This is a genomic window from Pseudomonas sp. GD03862, assembly GCF_029840855.1.
GTDB classification, from domain to species: Bacteria; Pseudomonadota; Gammaproteobacteria; order Pseudomonadales; family Pseudomonadaceae; genus Aquipseudomonas; species Aquipseudomonas alloputida.
This window is the reverse complement of sequence record NZ_JAOCDI010000047.1, coordinates 28,501-46,506: the sequence shown is the minus strand read 5'-3', so window position 1 is coordinate 46,506 and position 18,006 is coordinate 28,501. Positions and strand designations below refer to the sequence as shown.

Genomic DNA, 18,006 nt, shown 5'->3' with positions numbered 1-18,006 from the left:
GCGCCTGGACAGCAGCCGGGGCTTCTACAGCGGCAACATCGCCACCGAACTTGCCCTTGCCGTGCAACTGGTCCAGCAGGGCTTCGAACTCGTGCTCGCTGATTTCATCGCTGGCGGCACTGTTGTCGGGTGCGGCAGGCGCTGGTGCCTGGGCGGCTGGCAAGGCGCCAGCCTGGAAGGTGCCCTTGCCATGCAACTGGTCGAGCAGCGATTCGAATTCGGCGTCGGTGATCTCATCACTGACCGCTTCGCTGCTGATCGCAACCGGCGGCGCGGCGACCTCGGCATTGAACTGGCCCTTGCCGTGCAACTGGTCGAGCAGCGATTCGAACTCGGCGTCGGTGATTTCATCACCAGCACCGCTGACAGTCTCGCCCTGCATCTGCTCGTCGGCCGCCGCTTGCGCCTTGATCGCATCGAGCGAATCGAGCAACTGCTCGAACTCACTGTCAGTGATGTCCTGGTGTTGCTCCTCGGCCTCGGCCGGCGCTGCAGCCACCACGTCGGCAACCGGTGCCGGTGCGGGCGCTGCAACAGCTTCAGCTGCGCCAGGTTCGGCCAGGCGCGACAGCGCTGCCAGCAGTGCGGGGGTGGCCGGTGTCACTTCGGCACGCTCGCGCACCTGGCCGAACATGCTGTTGACCGTATCCAGTGCCTCGAGCACCACATCCATCAGTTCCGCATCGACCCGGCGCTCACCTTTGCGCAGGACGTCGAACACGTTCTCGGCGATATGGCAGCACTCCACCAGCTCGTTCAGCTGAAGGAAGCCGGCGCCCCCTTTTACAGTGTGGAAACCGCGAAAGATCGCATTGAGCAGGTCGGCATCGTCAGGTCGGCTTTCCAGCTCGACCAGTTGCTCGGACAATTGCTCAAGTATTTCGCCGGCCTCTACCAGGAAATCCTGGAGGATTTCTTCATCGGCGCCGAAGCTCATCAAACGTGCTCCTTAAAAACCAAGGCTGGACAGCAGATCATCGACATCGTCCTGACCGGACACGACGTCTTCACGCTTATCGGCATGAATCTGCGGACCTTCACCCCGAGTCGGATGTTTTTCTCGATCTTTTTCTGCACGCAATTGATCGTGGTCATGTTTTATACCGGCAAAGCGGTCGACCTGGCTGGCCATCAGCACCAGTTTGAGCAGGTTGCTTTCCACCTCGGTCACCAGTGTGGTGACGCGCTTGATCACCTGGCCGGTCAGGTCCTGATAGTCCTGGGCCAGCAAAATGTCGTTGAGGTGCCCGGAAACCTTGCGGTTACCCTCGGCGCTGTGCGTCAGGAAACTGTCGACTCGCTTGACCAGATCACGAAATTCCGGCGCAGCCACTTCGCGGCGCATGAAGCGCTGCCAGTCGGTGCTCAGGGCCTTGGCCTCGTTGGCCAGCTCATTGAGCACCGGTGTGCTTTCCTCGACCAGGTCCATGGTGCGGTTGGCCGCGCCCTCGGTCAGCTTGACCACATACGACAGGCGCTCGGTGGCGTCGGTAATCTGCGACACCTCTTCTGCCTGCGGCATGGTGGGGTCGATCTGGAAACTGACGATGGCACTGTGCAGCTCGCGAGTCAGCTTGCCGACTTCCTGGTACAGGCCGCGGTCGCGGGTCTGGTTCAGTTCGTGAATCAACTGCACCGCCTCGCCGAAACGGCCCCGCTCCAGGCTTTCGACCAACTCCTGGGCATGCTTCTTCAGGGTCGACTCGAACTCGCCCAAAGACGTTTGTGATGAATCCATGACGCGCCCCCCCCTGACGTGACTCAGCCGTTGACGCGTTCGAAGATCTTCTCGATCTTCTCTTTGAGCACCTGAGCGGTGAACGGCTTGACCACGTAACCATTGACGCCGGCCTGGGCCGCTTCAATGATCTGGTCGCGCTTGGCTTCAGCGGTCACCATCAAGACCGGCATGCTTTTCAGCTTGTCGCTGGCACGCACTTTACGCAGCAGGTCGATGCCGGACATGCCCGGCATGTTCCAGTCGGTCACCAGGAAGTCGTAGTGACCGTTTTCCAGCATCGGCAACGCCGTGGTGCCGTCATCGGCTTCGTCGGTGTTGGTGAAACCCAGGTCACGCAACAGGTTCTTGATGATCCGCCGCATCGTCGAAAAGTCGTCAACGATGAGGATTTTCATGTTCTTGTCCAATTAGACCTCCAAGCAGTCTCAAACGCGCTCGGCCTACCGAGCACGCACTCATTCAATTCGGTACAACGTGGAAAACGACTGCAACGACAGTGGGCTAACGCGCCCGCCATTCCCCCAGGCGGCTGCGCAGGCGCGCGGCACATTGGCTGTGCAACTGGCTGACCCGCGACTCGCTGACACCCAGCACCTCACCGATTTCCTTGAGGTTCAGCTCTTCGTCGTAGTACAGCGCCAGCACCAGGCGCTCACGCTCCGGCAGGTTGGCGATAGCCTCGGTCAGGGCAGCCTGGAAGCGCTCCTCCTCCAGGCCGCGCGCAGGTTCGACCTGGCCACTGGCGCCATCCTCATGCAGCCCTTCGTGCTCGCCGTCCTGCAACAGGTCGTCAAAGCTGAACAGGCGGCTGCCCAGGGTATCGTTCAAGATCCCGTAGTAATCATCGAGACTCAATTGGAGTTCGGCAGCAACTTCATGATCTTTAGCGTCACGGCCTGTTCTGGCTTCAACCGCACGCATGGCATCACTGACCATACGGGTGTTGCGGTGTACCGAACGCGGCGCCCAATCGCCTTTGCGCACTTCGTCCAGCATGGCCCCGCGGATGCGGATGCCGGCGTAGGTCTCAAAGCTGGCGCCCTTGCTGGCGTCGTATTTGTTGGCCACTTCCAGCAGGCCGATCATGCCGGCCTGGATCAGGTCCTCGACCTGCACGTTGGCCGGCAAGCGCGCCAACAGGTGGTAGGCGATGCGCTTGACCAGCGGCGCGTAGCGTTCGATCAGCTCGTACTGGGCGTCCTTCGCCGCCCGGCTGTACATCTTGAAGCCGCTGGCGTTCATAGTACGGGTCCCGCGCTGGTGGGTTGCACCAAGCGCTCGACAAAGAACTCCAGATGGCCGCGCGGATTGGCCGGCAACGGCCAGCTGTCGACCTTCTGGGCAATCGCCTTGAAGGCCAGCGCGCACTTGGAGCGAGGGAAGGCTTCGTAGACGGCACGCTGCTTCTGCACCGCCTTGCGCACGCACTCGTCGTACGGCACGGCACCCACGTACTGCAGGGCAACGTCAAGGAAGCGGTCGGTGACCTTGGTCAGCTTGGCAAACAGGTTGCGCCCTTCCTGCGGGCTCTGCGCCATGTTGGCCAACACGCGGAAACGGTTCATGCCATAGTCGCGATTGAGCAGCTTGATCAACGCGTAGGCGTCGGTAATCGAGGTAGGTTCATCACACACCACCAGCAGCACTTCCTGGGCGGCGCGAACGAAGCTGACCACCGAGTCACCGATACCCGCAGCGGTATCGATCACCAACACATCGAGGTTGTCGCCGATCTCGCTGAACGCCTGGATCAACCCGGCATGCTGGGCCGGGGCCAGATGCACCATGCTCTGGGTGCCCGAGGCTGCCGGTACGATACGCACACCGCCGGGGCCCTGCAGCATCACGTCACGCAGCTCGCAACGCCCTTCAATCACATCGGCGAGGGTACGTTTGGGGGTAAGGCCCAGCAACACGTCGACATTGGCCAGGCCCAGGTCGGCGTCCAGCAGCATGACCCTGCGGCCAAGCTCGGCCAGCGCCAGGGACAAGTTCACTGAAACGTTAGTCTTGCCGACGCCACCTTTGCCACCGGTCACGGCGATCACCTGTACGGGATGCATGCTACCCATGTCTGTTCTTTACCTTGTCTCGCTGGGACTCAGGCCACACGTAGGGCAATTCTGCGTGCCCCTTGGCATAGCGACTTTGCACACGCTTCATGGTCAACCCGCTCGCCGTGGGTTGTGATAGAGATCAGCGAACATGTCGGCCATGGCCTCTTCGCTGGGCTCGTCCTGCTGCTGCACATTCACCGCCCGCGTGACCAACTGGTGGCCCCGCGGCAGGTGCAGGTCGTCAGGAATGCGTGGGCCATCGGTAAGATAGGCCACTGGCAGTTCATGACTGATGGCAAGGCTCAACACATCGCCAAGGCTCGCCGTTTCATCGAGTTTGGTCAGGATGCAGCCGGTCAGGCCACAGCGCTTGTAGCTGTGGTAGGCGGCGGTCAGCACCTGCTTCTGGCTGGTGGTGGCCAGCACCAGGTAGTTCTTCGCGGCAATGCCACGCCCGGCCAAGGTTTCCAGTTGCATGCGCAGCGCAGGGTCGCTGGCTTGCAGGCCGGCAGTATCGATCAGCACCACGCGCTTGCGCAGCAGTGGTTCCAGCGCTGCTGCCAGCGACTGGCCCGGGTCGACGTAAGTCACCGGCACGTTGAGGATGCGGCCCAGGGTCTTGAGCTGTTCCTGAGCGCCGATACGGAAGCTGTCCATGCTCACCAGCGCCAGGTTCTGCGCGCCGTACTTGAGCACGTAGCGCGCGGCCAGCTTGGCCAGGGTGGTGGTCTTGCCCATGCCCGCCGGGCCGACCATGGCGATCACCCCGCCCTCTTCGATCGGCTCGACTTCAGGCACTTCGATCATCCGCGCCAAGTGAGCCAACAGCATGCGCCAGGCCTGGCGCGGCTCTTCGATCTCGGCGGTCAGGTCCAGCAGCTCGCGGGCGATCGGCCCGGACAGGCCAATACGCTGCAGGCGGCGCCAAAGGTTGGCCTGCTGCGGCTTGCTGCCCTGCAGCTGATTCCAGGCCAGCGAGCCGAGTTGCACCTCCAGCAGCTCGCGCAGGCCCGACAGCTCGGAGCGCATGGCATCGAACAGGCGTGGGTCAACCGGCGCAGCAGCCGGTACGGCGGCAGCCTCCGGGGCCTCGACGTGCGGCTCGATCAACGGTTCGGCAGCGGTCAAAGATTGCCCGGCGAACAATTGGCGGTTGTTGTCGCTGCTGTCCTGGCGCTGGTCCAGCTCGGCCTGGGCAGTGGCAATGCGCGTATGGGTCTTGCGCAGCTCTTCTTCCAGCTCGGCGTTGGGCACACGCGGGGCCAGGGCGGACAGCTTGTAGTCCAGCGCGGCCGTCAGCTCGACACCACCGGCAATGCGGCGGTTGCCAATGATTGCGGCATCGGCGCCCAGCTCGTCACGGACCAGTTTCATGGCCTGACGCATATCGGCGGCGAAAAATCGCTTAACTTGCATTATCCCCTACCTCAGCCGTTAGGGCCCACGGTGGCAACGATGGTGACTTGCTTGTTGTCAGGTATTTCCTGATACGCCAGAACATGCAAATTCGGTACAGCCAGGCGACCGAAACGCGACAACATGGCGCGGATCGGGCCGGCGACCAGCAGAATGGCCGGCTGACCCTGCATTTCCTGGCGCTGGGCCGCCTCGATCAGCGAACGTTGCAGCTTCTCGGCCATGCTAGGTTCCAGAAGAACACCGTCTTCCTGACCCTGCCCGGCCCTTTGCAGACTATTCAGCAAAATCTGTTCCAACCTTGGCTCCAGGGTAATCACTGGTAGCTCCGACTCAACGCCGACAATGCTTTGCACGATGGCGCGACACAATCCGACGCGCACCACCGCCACCAGCGCGGCGGTATCTTGACTCTTGCCCGCGTTGTTCGCGATGGCCTCGGCAATACTACGAATATCGCGCACTGGCACCTGTTCCGACAACAGGGCTTGCAGCACCTTGAGCAGCCCCGACAAGGAAATGACGCCCGGCACCAGCTCTTCTGCAAGTTTAGGCGATGCCTTGGCCAGCACCTGCAGCAGCTGCTGAACCTCTTCGTGGCCGATCAGCTCGTGGCAGTGCTTCTGCAGGATCTGGTTGAGGTGGGTGGCCACCACGGTGCTGGCATCGACCACGGTGTAACCCAGCGACTGCGCCTGTGAGCGCTGGCCGACGTCGATCCACACCGCCTCCAGGCCAAACGCCGGGTCGCGCGCGGCAATACCGTTGAGGGTGCCAAACACCTGCCCAGGGTTGATCGCCAGTTCGCGGTCCGGATAGATCTCCGCCTCGGCCAGAATCACCCCCATCAGGGTCAGGCGGTACGCGCTGGGTTGCAGGTCGAGGTTGTCACGAATGTGCACGGTGGGCATCAGGAAACCCAGGTCCTGCGACAGCTTCTTGCGCACGCCCTTGATCCGCGCCAGCAGCTGGCCGCCCTGGTTGCGATCGACCAGCGGGATCAGCCGATAGCCGACCTCTAGGCCGATCATGTCGATGGGGGTGACGTCGTCCCAACCCAGCTCCTTGGTTTCCAGCGCGCGCTGTGGCGAGGGCAGCAGGTCCTGCTGGCGCTGCGCCTCTTGCTGGGCTTTGACCTTGGCCTGCTGCTGCTTCTTCCACACCAGGTAGGCGCCGCCGGCAGCCATCAGGCCGAGGCTGAGGAAGGCAATGTGCGGCATGCCCGGCACCAGCCCCATGACGATCATCAACGCGCCAGACACCGCCAGGGCCTTGGGCGAATCGAACATCTGCCGATTGATCAGCTTGCCCATGTCCTCGGAACCCGACGCGCGGGTCACCATGATCGCGGCGGCAGTGGACAACAGCAGTGATGGCAATTGCGCCACCAAACCGTCACCGATGGTCAACAAGGCGTACACCTTGCCGGCCTCCGTGAAACTCATACCGTGCTGCATCATGCCGATCAATATGCCGCCGATCAGGTTGATGAACAGGATCAGCAAGCCAGCGATGGCGTCGCCGCGCACGAACTTGCTGGCACCGTCCATCGAACCGTAGAACTCGGCCTCCTGCGCCACCTCGGCACGGCGGTGCTTAGCCTGGGCCTGGTCGATCAGGCCGGCATTGAGGTCGGCGTCGATGGCCATCTGCTTGCCAGGCATGGCGTCGAGGGTGAAACGCGCACTCACTTCCGAGATACGCCCGGCACCCTTGGTCACCACCACGAAGTTGATGATCATGAGGATGGCGAATACCACGGCACCGACCACGTAGTTACCGCCGATCACCACCTCACCGAAGGCCTGGATCACTTTACCGGCAGCGCCATGGCCCTCCTGGCCATGCAGCATGACCACACGGGTGGACGCGACGTTCAGGGCCAGGCGCAACAACGTGGCCACCAGCAGGATGGTGGGGAACGCGGCAAAGTCGAGCGGGCGCAGGGCGTATACACAGACCAGCAGCACCACGATCGACAGGGCGATGTTGAAGGTGAAGAACACGTCGAGCAGGAACGGCGGTATCGGCAACATCATCATTGCCAACATCACCAGCAGCAACAGCGGCACACCCAGGTTGCCCCGGCCGAGCCCGGCCAGGTTGTTGCGGGCGTTGCTGATTAACTGAGTGCGATCCACCGCGAGTCCTCTTGATGCAAAACTTTGACGCCCAGGGGGCGCCTGGGCGTGGCTTTGCAAGAAGCTTTCCAACTTTGCTCGGCGAGAGATTTATGTTGCTGGTACCGGCCCTTTCGCGGGTAAACCCGCTCCTACGACGGGCTGTGCCCAAACACCAATGTGTGCCCACCCCCGATAGGTGTAGGAGCGGGTTTACCCGCGAATACGGTAGCGGCGGCAACGGTGAACGGCGGGTGGAAATTGGCCAGCAGGCCCGGCCCTTTCGCGGGTGAACCCGCTCCTACACGCGGCCTGTGCCCAACCACCGACCTGTGTCCACCCCCGATCCGGCGTAGGAGCGGGTTTACCCGCGAATACGGTAGCGGCGGCAACGGTGAACGGCGGGTGGAGATTAGCCAGCAGGCCCGGCCCTTTCGCGGGTGAACCCGCTCCTACACGCGGCCTGTGCCCAGCCACCGACCTGCGCCCACCACCGTGGTAGGAGCGGGTTTACCCGCGAAAGGGCCAGAAGCCGTGACACAAGGTCAACTGTCGCGGCGCAGGTCCGGCGGGATCGGCAGGTCGTCCTTCAGCGGCTCTGGGCGCTTGCCCTTGCCGGCGCGGTATTGGCGAATCTGGAACACATACGCCAGCACCTGCGCCACCGCCAGGTACAGCCCCGCCGGGATCTCCTGCTCAAGTTCGGTGGAGTAATAGATCGCCCGCGCCAGCGCCGGCGATTCGAGGATCTGGATGTTGTGCTCCACGCCAATTTCACGAATCTTCAACGCCATGAAATCGCTACCCTTGGCCAGCAGCAACGGCGCCGCACCGCCTTTCTCCGGGTCGTATTGCAAAGCCACCGCATAATGCGTCGGGTTGGTGATGATCACGTCTGCATCCGGTACCGCCGCCATCATGCGCCGCTGCGACACCTCGCGCTGCAGTTGGCGAATACGTTGCTTGACTTCGGGCTTGCCCTCGCTGTCCTTGTACTCGTCGCGCACTTCCTGCTTGGTCATCTTCATTTTCTTGTGCGTCTGGTACAGCTGGAACGGCACATCTGCCGCGGCAATCAGCAACAGCCCGGCTGACATCCACAAGGCACTCCAGCCCACCACCTGCAAGCTATGGATGATCGCCTGCTCCAGCGGCTCATTGGCAATCGACAGCAAGGCCTGGCGGTCACCGGAGAGCACCACCACCGCCACCACCAGAATCACGAAGAACTTGGCCAGCGCCTTGAGCAATTCAGTCAGGGCCTGCATCGAGAACATGCGCTTGATCCCCGCCAGCGGGTTCATGCGGCTGAATTTGGGCTGCAGCAAGCTGCCCGAGAACAGGAAGCCGCTAAGCGCGATGGGCGCCACGAAGGAAACCACGAACAGCAGGATCAGCACCGGCTGCACCGCCCATATGGCCATCTTGCCCGAGGCCAGCAGGAAGGCACCCATGGCCCGTTCATCGACGATGATGTCGCGGGTCAAACTGAAGTTCATGCGCATCAACGCAAGCAATGTCTCGGCCACGTGGCCGCCGAACGCCAGGAGGCCACCGGCACCCGCCAGGGTCACCGCCACCGTGTTCAGCTCCTTGGAGCGGGCGACCTCGCCCTTCTCGCGGGCGTCGCGCTTGCGCTTTTCGGTGGGGTCTTCTGTCTTGTCCTGACCGCTCTCGCTTTCTGCCATGCTCAGCGCACCCTCGCCAGCTCACGCAGCCATTGCAGCGTTTCGCTGGCCAATGCCTGATAGTGGGACAGGACATCGGCCAGGCCGACCCAGAAGATGAACATGCCCATGACCAAGGTCAGCGGGAAGCCGATGGAGAAAATGTTCAGCTGCGGCGCGGCGCGGGTCATTACGCCAAAGGCAATGTTCACCACCAGCAGCGCAGCGATCACCGGCAGAATCAACAGCAGGCCGGCACCGAACACCCAGCCCATACGCCCGGCCAGCTCCCAGAAGTGATTGACCACCAGCGCACTCCCCACCGGCAAGGTGGTAAAACTTTCGGTCAGTACCTCGAACACCACCAAGTGGCCGTTCATCAACAGGAACAAGACACTCACCAGCATGGTCATGAACTGGCTGATTACCGTGACGTTGACCCCGTTGGCGGGGTCGACCATCGAGGCGAACGCCATACCCATCTGTACCGCGACGATTTGCCCGGCAACCACGAAAGCCTGAAACAGCAACTGCAAGGCCAGGCCAAACAGCGCACCAACGATGATCTGCTCGGCGCACAGCAGCATACCGCGCAGGCTCAACGGGTCGAACTCGGGCAGCGGCGGCAATGCCGGCACGATCACCACGGTCACCGCCACCGCCACGTACAGGCGAATCCGCGCCGGCAACATGCGGGTACCGAAGATCGGCATGGTCATCAGCACCGCAGTCACCCTGAACAACGGCAGGATGAAGGTGGCGACCCAGGTGCCGATCTGCGTGTCGGTCAGTTCCAGCATCGCCGCATCAACCTATGAGCTGCGGGATGTTGGTGTAGAGCGTGGTGAAGTACTCCATGAACTTCTGCACCAGCCACGGCCCGGCGATGATCAGCGTGATCAGCATCACCAGCAGGCGCGGCAAAAAGCTCAAGGTCTGTTCGTTGATCTGCGTGGCAGCCTGGAACATCGCCACCACCAGGCCCACCAACAGGCTCGGCACCACCAGCACGGCGACCATGAGGGTGGTCAGCCACAGGGCATCACGAAACAGGTCGACAGCGACTTCAGGTGTCATCGGCGGCTCTCCTTGACGGCGTCAGACACCGCCGAAACTGCTGGCCAGGGTGCCCATGATCAACGCCCAACCGTCGACCAGCACGAACAGCATGATCTTGAACGGTAGCGAGATGATCAGCGGCGACAGCATCATCATACCCATGGCCATCAGCACACTGGCCACGACCATGTCGATGATCAGGAACGGGATGAAGATCATGAAACCGATCTGAAACGCCGTCTTCAACTCGGAAGTGACGAACGCCGGCACCAGGATCGTCAGCGGCACCTGGTCGGGGCCGGCGATGTCGGTACGCTTGGACAAGCGCATGAACAGGTCAAGGTCGCTTTGCCGGGTTTGCGCCAGCATGAAGTCCTTGAGCGGCCCCTGGGCCTTGTCGATCGCCTGCTGGGCAGTCATCTGCTCCTTCAGGTAAGGCTGCAGCGCGTCCTGGTTCACCCGATCGAACACCGGCGCCATGATGAACATGGTCAGGAACAGCGCCATGCCGGTCAGCAACTGGTTGGACGGCGTCTGCTGCAGGCCCAGGGCCTGGCGCAGGATCGAGAACACGATGATGATGCGGGTAAAGCTGGTCATCAGGATGACGAACGCCGGGATGAAGCTCAGCGCGGTCATGATCAGCAGGATTTGCAGGCTGACCGAATATTCCTGTTGCCCGTCCGGGGTGTTGGACAGGGTGATGGCCGGGATCGACAGCGGGTCGGCGGCCAGGGCCAGCGGCGCAGCCAGCAGCAGCGCCAGAGTCAACAACGTACGCAGCGCGCCGCTCATCACTTGTTGTCCTTAGGGTCCTTGCCCATCAGCTCCATCAGCCGCTGGGCAAACTCCGGCGTCGCCTGACGGACGCTTGCCGGCACTTCCACGGGTTCGGCCAGTACGTGCAGCGCTTCGATACTGCCGGGGGTATGGCCGATCAGGATCTGCTCCTTGCCCACCTGCACCAGCAGCAGGCGGTCACGCGGGCCGATGGCACGGCTGCCGACAATCTCGATCACCTGCCCACCCTTCACTGCGGTGCTCTGCAGGCGCCGCAGCAGCCAGGCCAGAAAGAAGATCAGGCCCACCACCAGCAGCAGGCCCAAGACCATCTGCGCCAGCTGCCCGCCAAGACTGCCAGGTTGAGCCGCCGGGGTGGCTGCTGGCGTGGCCGCCGCCAGGCAGGCGTGGCTGGCGAACAGCACCGCTGCCGCAGCGATGGCGCGCATCGTGCCCTTCACTCAGCGCAGCTTCTTGATACGTTCGCTGGGGCTGATCACGTCGGTCAGGCGGATGCCGAACTTTTCGTTGACCACGACCACTTCGCCATGGGCGATCAGCGTGCCGTTGACCAGCACGTCGAGCGGCTCGCCGGCCAGGCGGTCGAGCTCGATCACCGAGCCCTGGTTGAGCTGCAGCAGGTTGCGGATGTTGATCTCGGTGCTGCCCACTTCCATGGAAATGTTCACCGGGATGTCCAGGATCACGTCCAGGTTCGGGCCTTCGAGGCTGACATTTTCGTTCGGCTTCGGCGAGCTGGCGAATTCTTCCATCGGCAGGCGGCCCGGGCCGCTGCTGCCGGTGTCCCCGCCCAGCAGCGCATCGATGTCGGCCTGGCCGGCAGAACCGGTTTCTTCCAACGCTGCGGCCCACTCATCGGCCAGTGCCTGATCCTCCGGGGAGGTGATCTCGTTTTCGTTAGCCATGATTTCCTCGACAGGCATTCAATTCGTTGTAAGCGACCGGCACACCGTCAGCGGCGTTCGATCGGGTCGATGATCTGCAGGGCCAGGTTGCCCTTGTGCGAGCCCAGCCGCGCCTTGAACGCTGGCACCCCGTTAGCGCGTAGCACCAGGTGTTCGGGCAGCTCCACCGGGATCACGTCACCCGGCTGCATGTGCAGGATGTCGCGCAGCTTCAGCTGGCGTCGGGCAACCGTGGCGGTCATTGGCACGGCCACGTCCAGCACGTCCTCGCGCAGGGCCTTGACCCAGCGCTCGTCCTGGTCGTCCAGGTCCGACTGGAAACCGGCATCGAGCATTTCCCGCACCGGCTCGATCATCGAGTACGGCATGGTCACGTGCAGATCGCCGCCGCCACCGTCCAGTTCGATGTGGAAGGTGGACACCACCACCGCTTCGCTGGGGCCGACAATGTTGGCCATGGCCGGGTTGACCTCGGAGTTCATGTACTCGAAGCTGACCGGCATGATCGCCTGCCAGGCTTCCTTGAGGTCGACGAAACACTGGTCCAGCACCATGCGCACCACACGCAGTTCGGTCGGGGTGAACTCACGCCCTTCGATCTTGGCGTGGCGTCCATCGCCGCCAAAGAAATTGTCCACCAGCTTGAACACCAGCTTGGCGTCGAGGATGAACAGCGAAGTGCCGCGCAGCGGCTTGATCTTGACCAGGTTGAGGCTGGTGGGCACGTACAGCGAGTGCACGTATTCGCCGAACTTCATTACCTGCACGCCACCCACGGCCACGTCAGCGGAGCGGCGCAGCAGGTTGAACATGCTGATACGGGTATAGCGGGCGAAGCGCTCGTTGATCATTTCCAGGGTCGGCATGCGACCCCGCACGATACGGTCCTGACTGGTCAGGTCGTAGCTTTTGATACTGCCAGGCTCGGATGCACTCTCGGTCTGCACCAGCCCGTCGTCGACGCCATGCAACAGGGCATCGATTTCATCCTGGGACAGCAGGTCCTGTACGGCCATTGCGGACTCCTACTGCAATACGAAATTGGTGAACAGCAACTGGTCGATGACCGGCTTGCCGACTTCCTTCTGCGCCACTTCCTGGACCACCGCGGTGGCCTTCTGGCGCAGCATCTCCTGCCCTACCGGGCTGCTGGCGAGGGTGTCGAACCCTTGCCCGGAGAACATCATCACCAGGTTGTTGCGGATCACCGGCATGTGCACCTTGAGGGCATCCAGGTCGGCCTGGTTACGCGCCTGCAGGGTGATGCTCAGCTGCATGTAGCGCTGGCGGCCGTTCTGGTTGAAGTTGACCACGAAGGCGGGGGTCAGCGCCTCGTATATCGCCGCTGGCTTGACGTTGCTGGCAGTGGCCTCGGCGGCCGGAGCCGGCTCGCTCTTGTGCATGATGAACCAGGTAGCGCCCACCGAAAGGCCGATCGCCAGCAACAGGCCGACGACAGCCAGCAGGATCAGCTTGAGTTTGCCTTTAGTGGCGGGGTCTTTGACTGCTTCGCTCTTCGCCATGCCAATAATCCGTCGTCCATCGGGGGTTCAAAGGAGAATGGCTTGGCTTGAGCAAGTGTTATGCCAGATTTTGCAGGGGATGGATTCCAGCAGGTTTTGCGGTGCTGGCTTCTTCGCGGGCACGCCCGCTCCCACAGGTACTGCACAGGGTTCGAAATCAACGAAATTCCTGTGGGAGCGGGCTCGCCCGCGAAGAAGCCAGCCCAGGCCAACAGTTATCAGGCGTAGTAATCGACCGCACTGTCGCCGACAACCACCTGCTGCTCCAAAGGCCGGGCGCTATCGACCGCCTCGGCCCCACCCTGCTCGGCCCGGCGCGCCGCCACCCCGGAAAGGTTGCTGCCCTGGGCCTGCCCCTGCTGTTGTTGCTGCCCGCGCGACTGGTCAGCCACGTTGACATCCGGCTGCGCCAACCCCTGCTGGGCAAACAGTTCGCGCAGGCGGTGCACCTGGCTGTCGAGGGCGTCACGTACGCCGGCGTGGCCGCTGATGAAGGTGACCTGGGTGGCCTGGTCCGCCGCAACATTGACGCGAATGTCGAGGCGACCGAGTTCTGCTGGCTCCAGCTGGATATCAGCCGACTTGAGGTTCTGGCTGGACAGGTACATGACCCGGTTGACCAGGCCCTCGGCCCAAGCGTTCTGGTTCATCGGCAATGGCTGATGCAGCGGGTTCGCAGTGGCCGGCACGGCGTTGGCGGTCTTGGCCGTGGCCGCCTGGGTCAGGCTGGCCAGGCGGTTGGCAAAATCATCGATGCGGGTGTCGCCGCTGGCGCTCTTGGTGTCTTTCAGGCCGTCTTCAAGCAAGGCGCCAAAGGCCTTGCCACCGGATTCGGCGCTTTCGCCATCGGTATTCTCGACCAGATTCGCCAAGGTATTGACGGCTGCCTGCCCTTCCTCGCCCTGAGCCTGGGCAGCATCAAGGGCATGTGCCGAGGTGCCCCCCTTGGCCTGGGCACTGTGCTCCAGCGCCAGGCGCAGGGTCGGCAGGTTGGCCAGGGGGTCAGCATCCGGATCGAAGGCCTCCTCGGCGGACGGCTCTTCAGGCAGTGCCGCGGCAGCCTGGGTTTGCGCCGTGGCCGCCTGCAGCACGGGCGCCACTGCCTCGGCCTGCGCCTGGATCAGCTGTGCGCCAGGCTGGGCATCAGTGACCTGACCGGCCACCAGGCTGGCATCACGCACACCCGTCTCGGCCTGGGCCGAATCCTCTTCTGGCAACTTGTTGCCGTCATCGGCAACTGCAGCTTTGCCAGCCGGATTCTTGCCGCCAGCTGCCGCATCAGGTTTGTCCTTGGGCTTGGCCTGAGCGACCTTGTCGTCCTGCCCGGCAACCTTGTCGCGGCCCTGCCTGGCCATCACCTGGCCAAAGGCATCGCCCTTGTCACCCAGCGCCTGCAGCGGTTTGTCCGCCTGCACGGTGGCCGAACGCGAGGTTTTGGCAATGGCACTGGCTTGCAGCAAAGGGTTGGGTGCGACAGGCATCGAGCGGTCTCCGCGCCAGAAACAAAAAATCATTCAGGCAGAGACAGGCAAGACTCGCGCCAACTCGCGTATCAGCCTGCGGAAATACGTTGCTGCTCACCACGGTAAAAGTGCTGCACTACGACGAATTCCATGTCGATGCGGCTGATCAAGTCTTCAATACCGTACAACGGGGGCCGCCGCGCGCGCTCTTCGAGCTGCTGACACAGGCTGGCCAAGGCCACCGCACCCATATTGCTGCTGCTGCCCTTGAAACTGTGGGCTGCTGCGCCAAGCTCCTCGGCGCTTTTGGCCGCGTGCAACTGCCCAAGACGCCGCTCCGAGTCGTCCAGAAAAGTCTGCACCAACTGCAGGTAGCCATCTTCCATGACCTCACGCAGGTCACTGAGTACCTTGTGGTCAATATGCATGTCAGTCACTTGTTCACTCCTTGATCAAGCCAGATTATGCCCGAGCCAACCCGTGGCTCACCATACGAACTCCACATGCGCGCAACGCCCGCCCTCACTCCAGCGAGCGTCACTGGCCAACTGCCGCACCAGATTCAGACCGCGGCCGCTCAGCCCCTGGTCCGGCGAAGGCCGCGCAAGCACGCGCTGCACGTCGAAGCCGGCACCGCTGTCGCGCACTTCGATCATCAGACGCCCACCGCCGCCATGCGGTTCAACCTTGAAATCGATGCTTACAAAGCCTTCGGTCAGCGAGCCCAGGCGCCGGGCACGCTCCTGGTAATAGTCGGTAAAGCCTTGCACATCGCGTTTGAGCTGCGAGTCCAGGCCCAGCACACCATGCTCCAGCGCATTGGAATACAACTCGCTAAGCACACTGTGCAGGTTGCCGGTACGTGCGCGCAGGCCATGAATTTCCTGCAACAACTGCACCAGGTACGGCACAGGGTTGAAGCGTTTCAGGCTTTCGCCACGCACCTCGAAGCTCAGCGACCAGTCCAGCGGGCTGGAGCGGCCACTATCAGAGTAGATCATCGGGGCCGCCACCCGCTCCTCGGCAGTGAACATGCGAATATCGCACAAGCTGATGTCATCGCGTGGCTGCCCACCAAAACGCTCCAGGGCCAGCATCAGCTCATCGAACAACTTCACCGGGTCGCGGTTGTCGGCCAGCACCGCGCGCAGGCGCTGTACGCCAAACAGGCATTCCTGGTCGTCGGCGGTATCGATCACACCGTCTGACAGCAGCAACAGGCGCTCGCCCGGTGCCAGCGGCAACACCTCCGTGCTGTCATCGAAACGCTCAGCGGCCAGAATGCCCAGCGGCAGGTGCCGCGAACTCAGTGCCGACAGCACTTGGCCATCCACCGACAGGCGATAGCCATCAGGCATACCGCCATTCCACACCTCCACCGAGCCGCGCTGCATGCTGAGGTTGAGCAGCAGCGCACAGCAGAACATATCCACCGGCAGGATGCGCTTGAGCTTGGCATTCATCTCGCGCAGGATCTGCGCCATACCGTAGCCCTTGGCGGTCATGCCGTAGAACACCTCAGCCATCGGCATGGCGCCGACCGCCGCCGGCAGGCCGTGACCGGTGAAATCGCCAAGCAGCACACGCATGTCGCCGGCCGGGGTAAATGCCGCCAGCATCAGGTCGCCATTGAACAGCGCGTAAGGCGATTGCAGGTAGCGAATGTTGGGTGCAGAAAGGCAACCAGAGTGGGCTACCTTGTCGAACACCGCCTTGGCGACCCGCTGCTCGTTAAGCAGGTGATGGTGATGCCGGGTGATCTGGTCACGCTGTTCCAGTACCGTTGCCTGCAAGCGACGCAGGCGGTCCATGGCGCGAATCTTGGCAGCCAGGATCACCGCGCTGTAGGGCTTGGCCATGAAATCATCGCCCCCCGCCTCCAGGCAACGCACCAGGCCTTCTTCTTCATTCAGCGACGTCAGAAAAATGATCGGCACCAGCGCTTCGCCAGCCAATGCCTTGATCTGCCGCGCCGCCTCGAAGCCATCCATGACCGGCATCAGGGCGTCCAGCAGCACCAGTTGCGGGCGCCGCTCGAGGTACAGCGCTACCGCCTGCTCGCCGTTCTCAGCGGTGAATACCTGATGCCCCTGGCGGCGCACGATCTGCGCAAGCAGAAGGCGATCGACAGCACTGTCTTCGGCGACCAGCACGGTTAACGCCTGTTCGGCCGGCATGTCGGCGCTCAACTGATATCGAAGAGTTTTTCGAAATTGGAGATAGCGAGAATCTTGCGCACGTCGGAGCTGGCATGCACTACCCGCACATCCGACTCGTCGCCGCCCGCGTGGTCGCGCAGCAACAGCAGCATGCCAAGCGCGGAGCTGTCGAGGTAGGTGGTGTCCTTCAGGTCGACGACCACCGAATCCGGCCGCCTGGGCTGGCGTTCGTAGGCGTCGCGAAACTCCTGATGCTTGCCGAAATCGAAGCGCCCCTTGATCTTGATGGTCAGCTTTTTCCCGTCCTGCGAAAAATCAGTCTCGACTGCCATGCTAGCGATTCCTTCGATGATGGCGGATGCAACTGCTTTAAGGTTTAGCAGGCGATGGTGGGGGAGGCAAGCGGATGCAGGCTCATGGCTTTGATGGCCTGTACCGGCCTCTTCGCGGGTGAACCCGCTCCTACAATCAATCGGTGGTGTCGCCCCATACCGTGGTAGGAGCGGGTTCACCAGCGAATAGGCCGGACCTGCCAGCCAACATACCCGGTCATACACCGTCGCAGCCGCCACCGCATTCGCGGGCAAGACCTCTCATTTGTTTCGGGCCAATTATTCCGCTGCAAGGCCTGCGGAGAACACCTATAGATGGTTTTGCCGCGGCAGGCGCTGCGACAGCTCATCCAGCAAGCGCTGCTCGCGCTTGTCTTCAGCGCGCCGGGCCTCGTCCTGGTAGCGCTGTACCAGCTTGCGCAAACCTTCCACCCGGGCATAGGCCTGCTGCCAGGTACCACGGGCGTTGTTGAGGTTGTTCTGGTGCCAGACCAGGCTCTGGCGCTGCTGGGTCATGGCCGTTTCCAGCTGCCCCAGAAAGCGCTGGTAATTGACCAGCCAGCTGCCATTGACCCCTTGCCCGCCGCGGTTGATCCACTGCAGCTGGTAATCCTCGCGAAAGCGCTCCAGCTCGGCCAGCTTGGCCTGGGCCGTGGCCACCTGCTGCTGGAAATGGCCAAGGCGCTGAGCCGCCTTGCGCTCGGCCTCTTCGGCCATGTCCACCACCGGCGCCAGGCGCGCGGCACGTCCGGGCAGCGCCATG

20 protein-coding genes are annotated in these 18,006 nt (G+C 62.6%); all 20 read right to left on the bottom strand.

Going from position 1 to position 18,006, the window contains the following annotated elements:
* The coding region (locus tag N5D53_RS23460; RefSeq protein ID WP_279840909.1) for an Hpt domain-containing protein at positions 1 to 937 on the bottom strand (937 nt) is incomplete at its 3' end.
* 12 nt (positions 938 to 949) lie between these two features.
* Positions 950 to 1,738 carry a protein phosphatase CheZ gene (locus N5D53_RS23455; protein WP_010955069.1) on the bottom strand — a complete coding sequence of 263 codons (789 nt, stop codon included), beginning with the start codon at positions 1,736 to 1,738 and terminating at the stop codon, positions 950 to 952.
* Between the two features lie 23 nt (positions 1,739 to 1,761).
* Positions 1,762 to 2,136: a chemotaxis response regulator CheY gene (locus tag N5D53_RS23450; protein WP_010955070.1), complete on the bottom strand. Its 375-nt coding sequence runs from the start codon at positions 2,134 to 2,136 to the stop codon at positions 1,762 to 1,764.
* A 106-nt stretch (positions 2,137 to 2,242) separates the two neighbouring features.
* The gene (gene fliA / locus N5D53_RS23445; RefSeq protein ID WP_003254406.1) at positions 2,243 to 2,983 is read right to left on the bottom strand and encodes an RNA polymerase sigma factor FliA; all 741 of its coding nucleotides are present in this window, start codon (positions 2,981 to 2,983) and stop codon (positions 2,243 to 2,245) included.
* Positions 2,980 to 3,813: a flagellar synthesis regulator FleN gene (gene fleN / locus N5D53_RS23440; RefSeq protein ID WP_003254408.1), complete on the bottom strand. Its 834-nt coding sequence runs from the start codon at positions 3,811 to 3,813 to the stop codon at positions 2,980 to 2,982. The genes fliA and fleN overlap by 4 nt, the downstream gene beginning before the upstream one ends.
* A 93-nt stretch (positions 3,814 to 3,906) precedes the next feature.
* A complete protein-coding gene (flhF, locus tag N5D53_RS23435) occupies positions 3,907 to 5,214 on the bottom strand; it encodes a flagellar biosynthesis protein FlhF (protein WP_104961057.1) in 1,308 nt (435 codons plus the stop codon).
* Positions 5,215 to 5,225: 11 nt separating this feature from the next.
* Complete coding sequence (gene flhA / locus N5D53_RS23430) at positions 5,226 to 7,355, bottom strand: flagellar biosynthesis protein FlhA (RefSeq protein ID WP_104961056.1); 2,130 nt, start codon at positions 7,353 to 7,355, stop codon at positions 5,226 to 5,228.
* Between the two features lie 524 nt (positions 7,356 to 7,879).
* Positions 7,880 to 9,022, bottom strand: coding sequence for a flagellar biosynthesis protein FlhB (gene flhB, locus N5D53_RS23425; protein WP_104886512.1), 1,143 nt, complete (start codon positions 9,020 to 9,022; stop codon positions 7,880 to 7,882).
* A 2-nt stretch (positions 9,023 to 9,024) separates the two neighbouring features.
* Positions 9,025 to 9,801 carry a flagellar biosynthetic protein FliR gene (gene fliR / locus N5D53_RS23420; RefSeq protein WP_010955080.1) on the bottom strand — a complete coding sequence of 259 codons (777 nt, stop codon included), beginning with the start codon at positions 9,799 to 9,801 and terminating at the stop codon, positions 9,025 to 9,027.
* Between the two features lie 7 nt (positions 9,802 to 9,808).
* Entirely contained in the window at positions 9,809 to 10,078 is a 270-nt protein-coding gene (gene fliQ / locus N5D53_RS23415) for a flagellar biosynthesis protein FliQ (protein WP_014590156.1), read from the bottom strand.
* A 21-nt stretch (positions 10,079 to 10,099) separates the two neighbouring features.
* The gene (gene fliP, locus N5D53_RS23410; RefSeq protein WP_003254415.1) at positions 10,100 to 10,855 is read right to left on the bottom strand and encodes a flagellar type III secretion system pore protein FliP; all 756 of its coding nucleotides are present in this window, start codon (positions 10,853 to 10,855) and stop codon (positions 10,100 to 10,102) included.
* Positions 10,855 to 11,289, bottom strand: a complete 435-nt coding sequence (gene fliO, locus N5D53_RS23405; RefSeq protein ID WP_050545952.1) for a flagellar biosynthetic protein FliO — start codon at positions 11,287 to 11,289, stop codon at positions 10,855 to 10,857. The genes fliP and fliO overlap by 1 nt, the downstream gene beginning before the upstream one ends.
* Positions 11,290 to 11,301: 12 nt before the next feature.
* Positions 11,302 to 11,766, bottom strand: a complete 465-nt coding sequence (fliN, locus tag N5D53_RS23400) for a flagellar motor switch protein FliN (protein WP_003254417.1) — start codon at positions 11,764 to 11,766, stop codon at positions 11,302 to 11,304.
* Positions 11,767 to 11,813: 47 nt separating this feature from the next.
* On the bottom strand, positions 11,814 to 12,782 hold the full coding sequence (fliM, locus tag N5D53_RS23395) for a flagellar motor switch protein FliM (RefSeq protein WP_003254418.1): 969 nt from the start codon (positions 12,780 to 12,782) through the stop codon (positions 11,814 to 11,816).
* Between the two features lie 9 nt (positions 12,783 to 12,791).
* Entirely contained in the window at positions 12,792 to 13,289 is a 498-nt protein-coding gene (fliL, locus tag N5D53_RS23390; RefSeq protein WP_064491804.1) for a flagellar basal body-associated protein FliL, read from the bottom strand.
* 218 nt (positions 13,290 to 13,507) lie between these two features.
* Positions 13,508 to 14,770, bottom strand: a complete 1,263-nt coding sequence (locus tag N5D53_RS23385) for a flagellar hook-length control protein FliK (RefSeq protein ID WP_279840906.1) — start codon at positions 14,768 to 14,770, stop codon at positions 13,508 to 13,510.
* Between the two features lie 71 nt (positions 14,771 to 14,841).
* A complete protein-coding gene (locus N5D53_RS23380) occupies positions 14,842 to 15,189 on the bottom strand; it encodes an Hpt domain-containing protein (protein ID WP_004577674.1) in 348 nt (115 codons plus the stop codon).
* Positions 15,190 to 15,237: 48 nt separating this feature from the next.
* On the bottom strand, positions 15,238 to 16,929 hold the full coding sequence (locus tag N5D53_RS23375; RefSeq protein ID WP_010955086.1) for a fused response regulator/phosphatase: 1,692 nt from the start codon (positions 16,927 to 16,929) through the stop codon (positions 15,238 to 15,240).
* A gap of 8 nt (positions 16,930 to 16,937) precedes the next feature.
* Positions 16,938 to 17,243 carry an STAS domain-containing protein gene (locus N5D53_RS23370; protein WP_003254426.1) on the bottom strand — a complete coding sequence of 102 codons (306 nt, stop codon included), beginning with the start codon at positions 17,241 to 17,243 and terminating at the stop codon, positions 16,938 to 16,940.
* A 309-nt stretch (positions 17,244 to 17,552) separates the two neighbouring features.
* On the bottom strand, positions 17,553 to 18,005 hold the full coding sequence (gene fliJ, locus N5D53_RS23365) for a flagellar export protein FliJ (RefSeq protein WP_003254427.1): 453 nt from the start codon (positions 18,003 to 18,005) through the stop codon (positions 17,553 to 17,555).
* Between the last annotated feature and the right edge of the window lies 1 nt (position 18,006).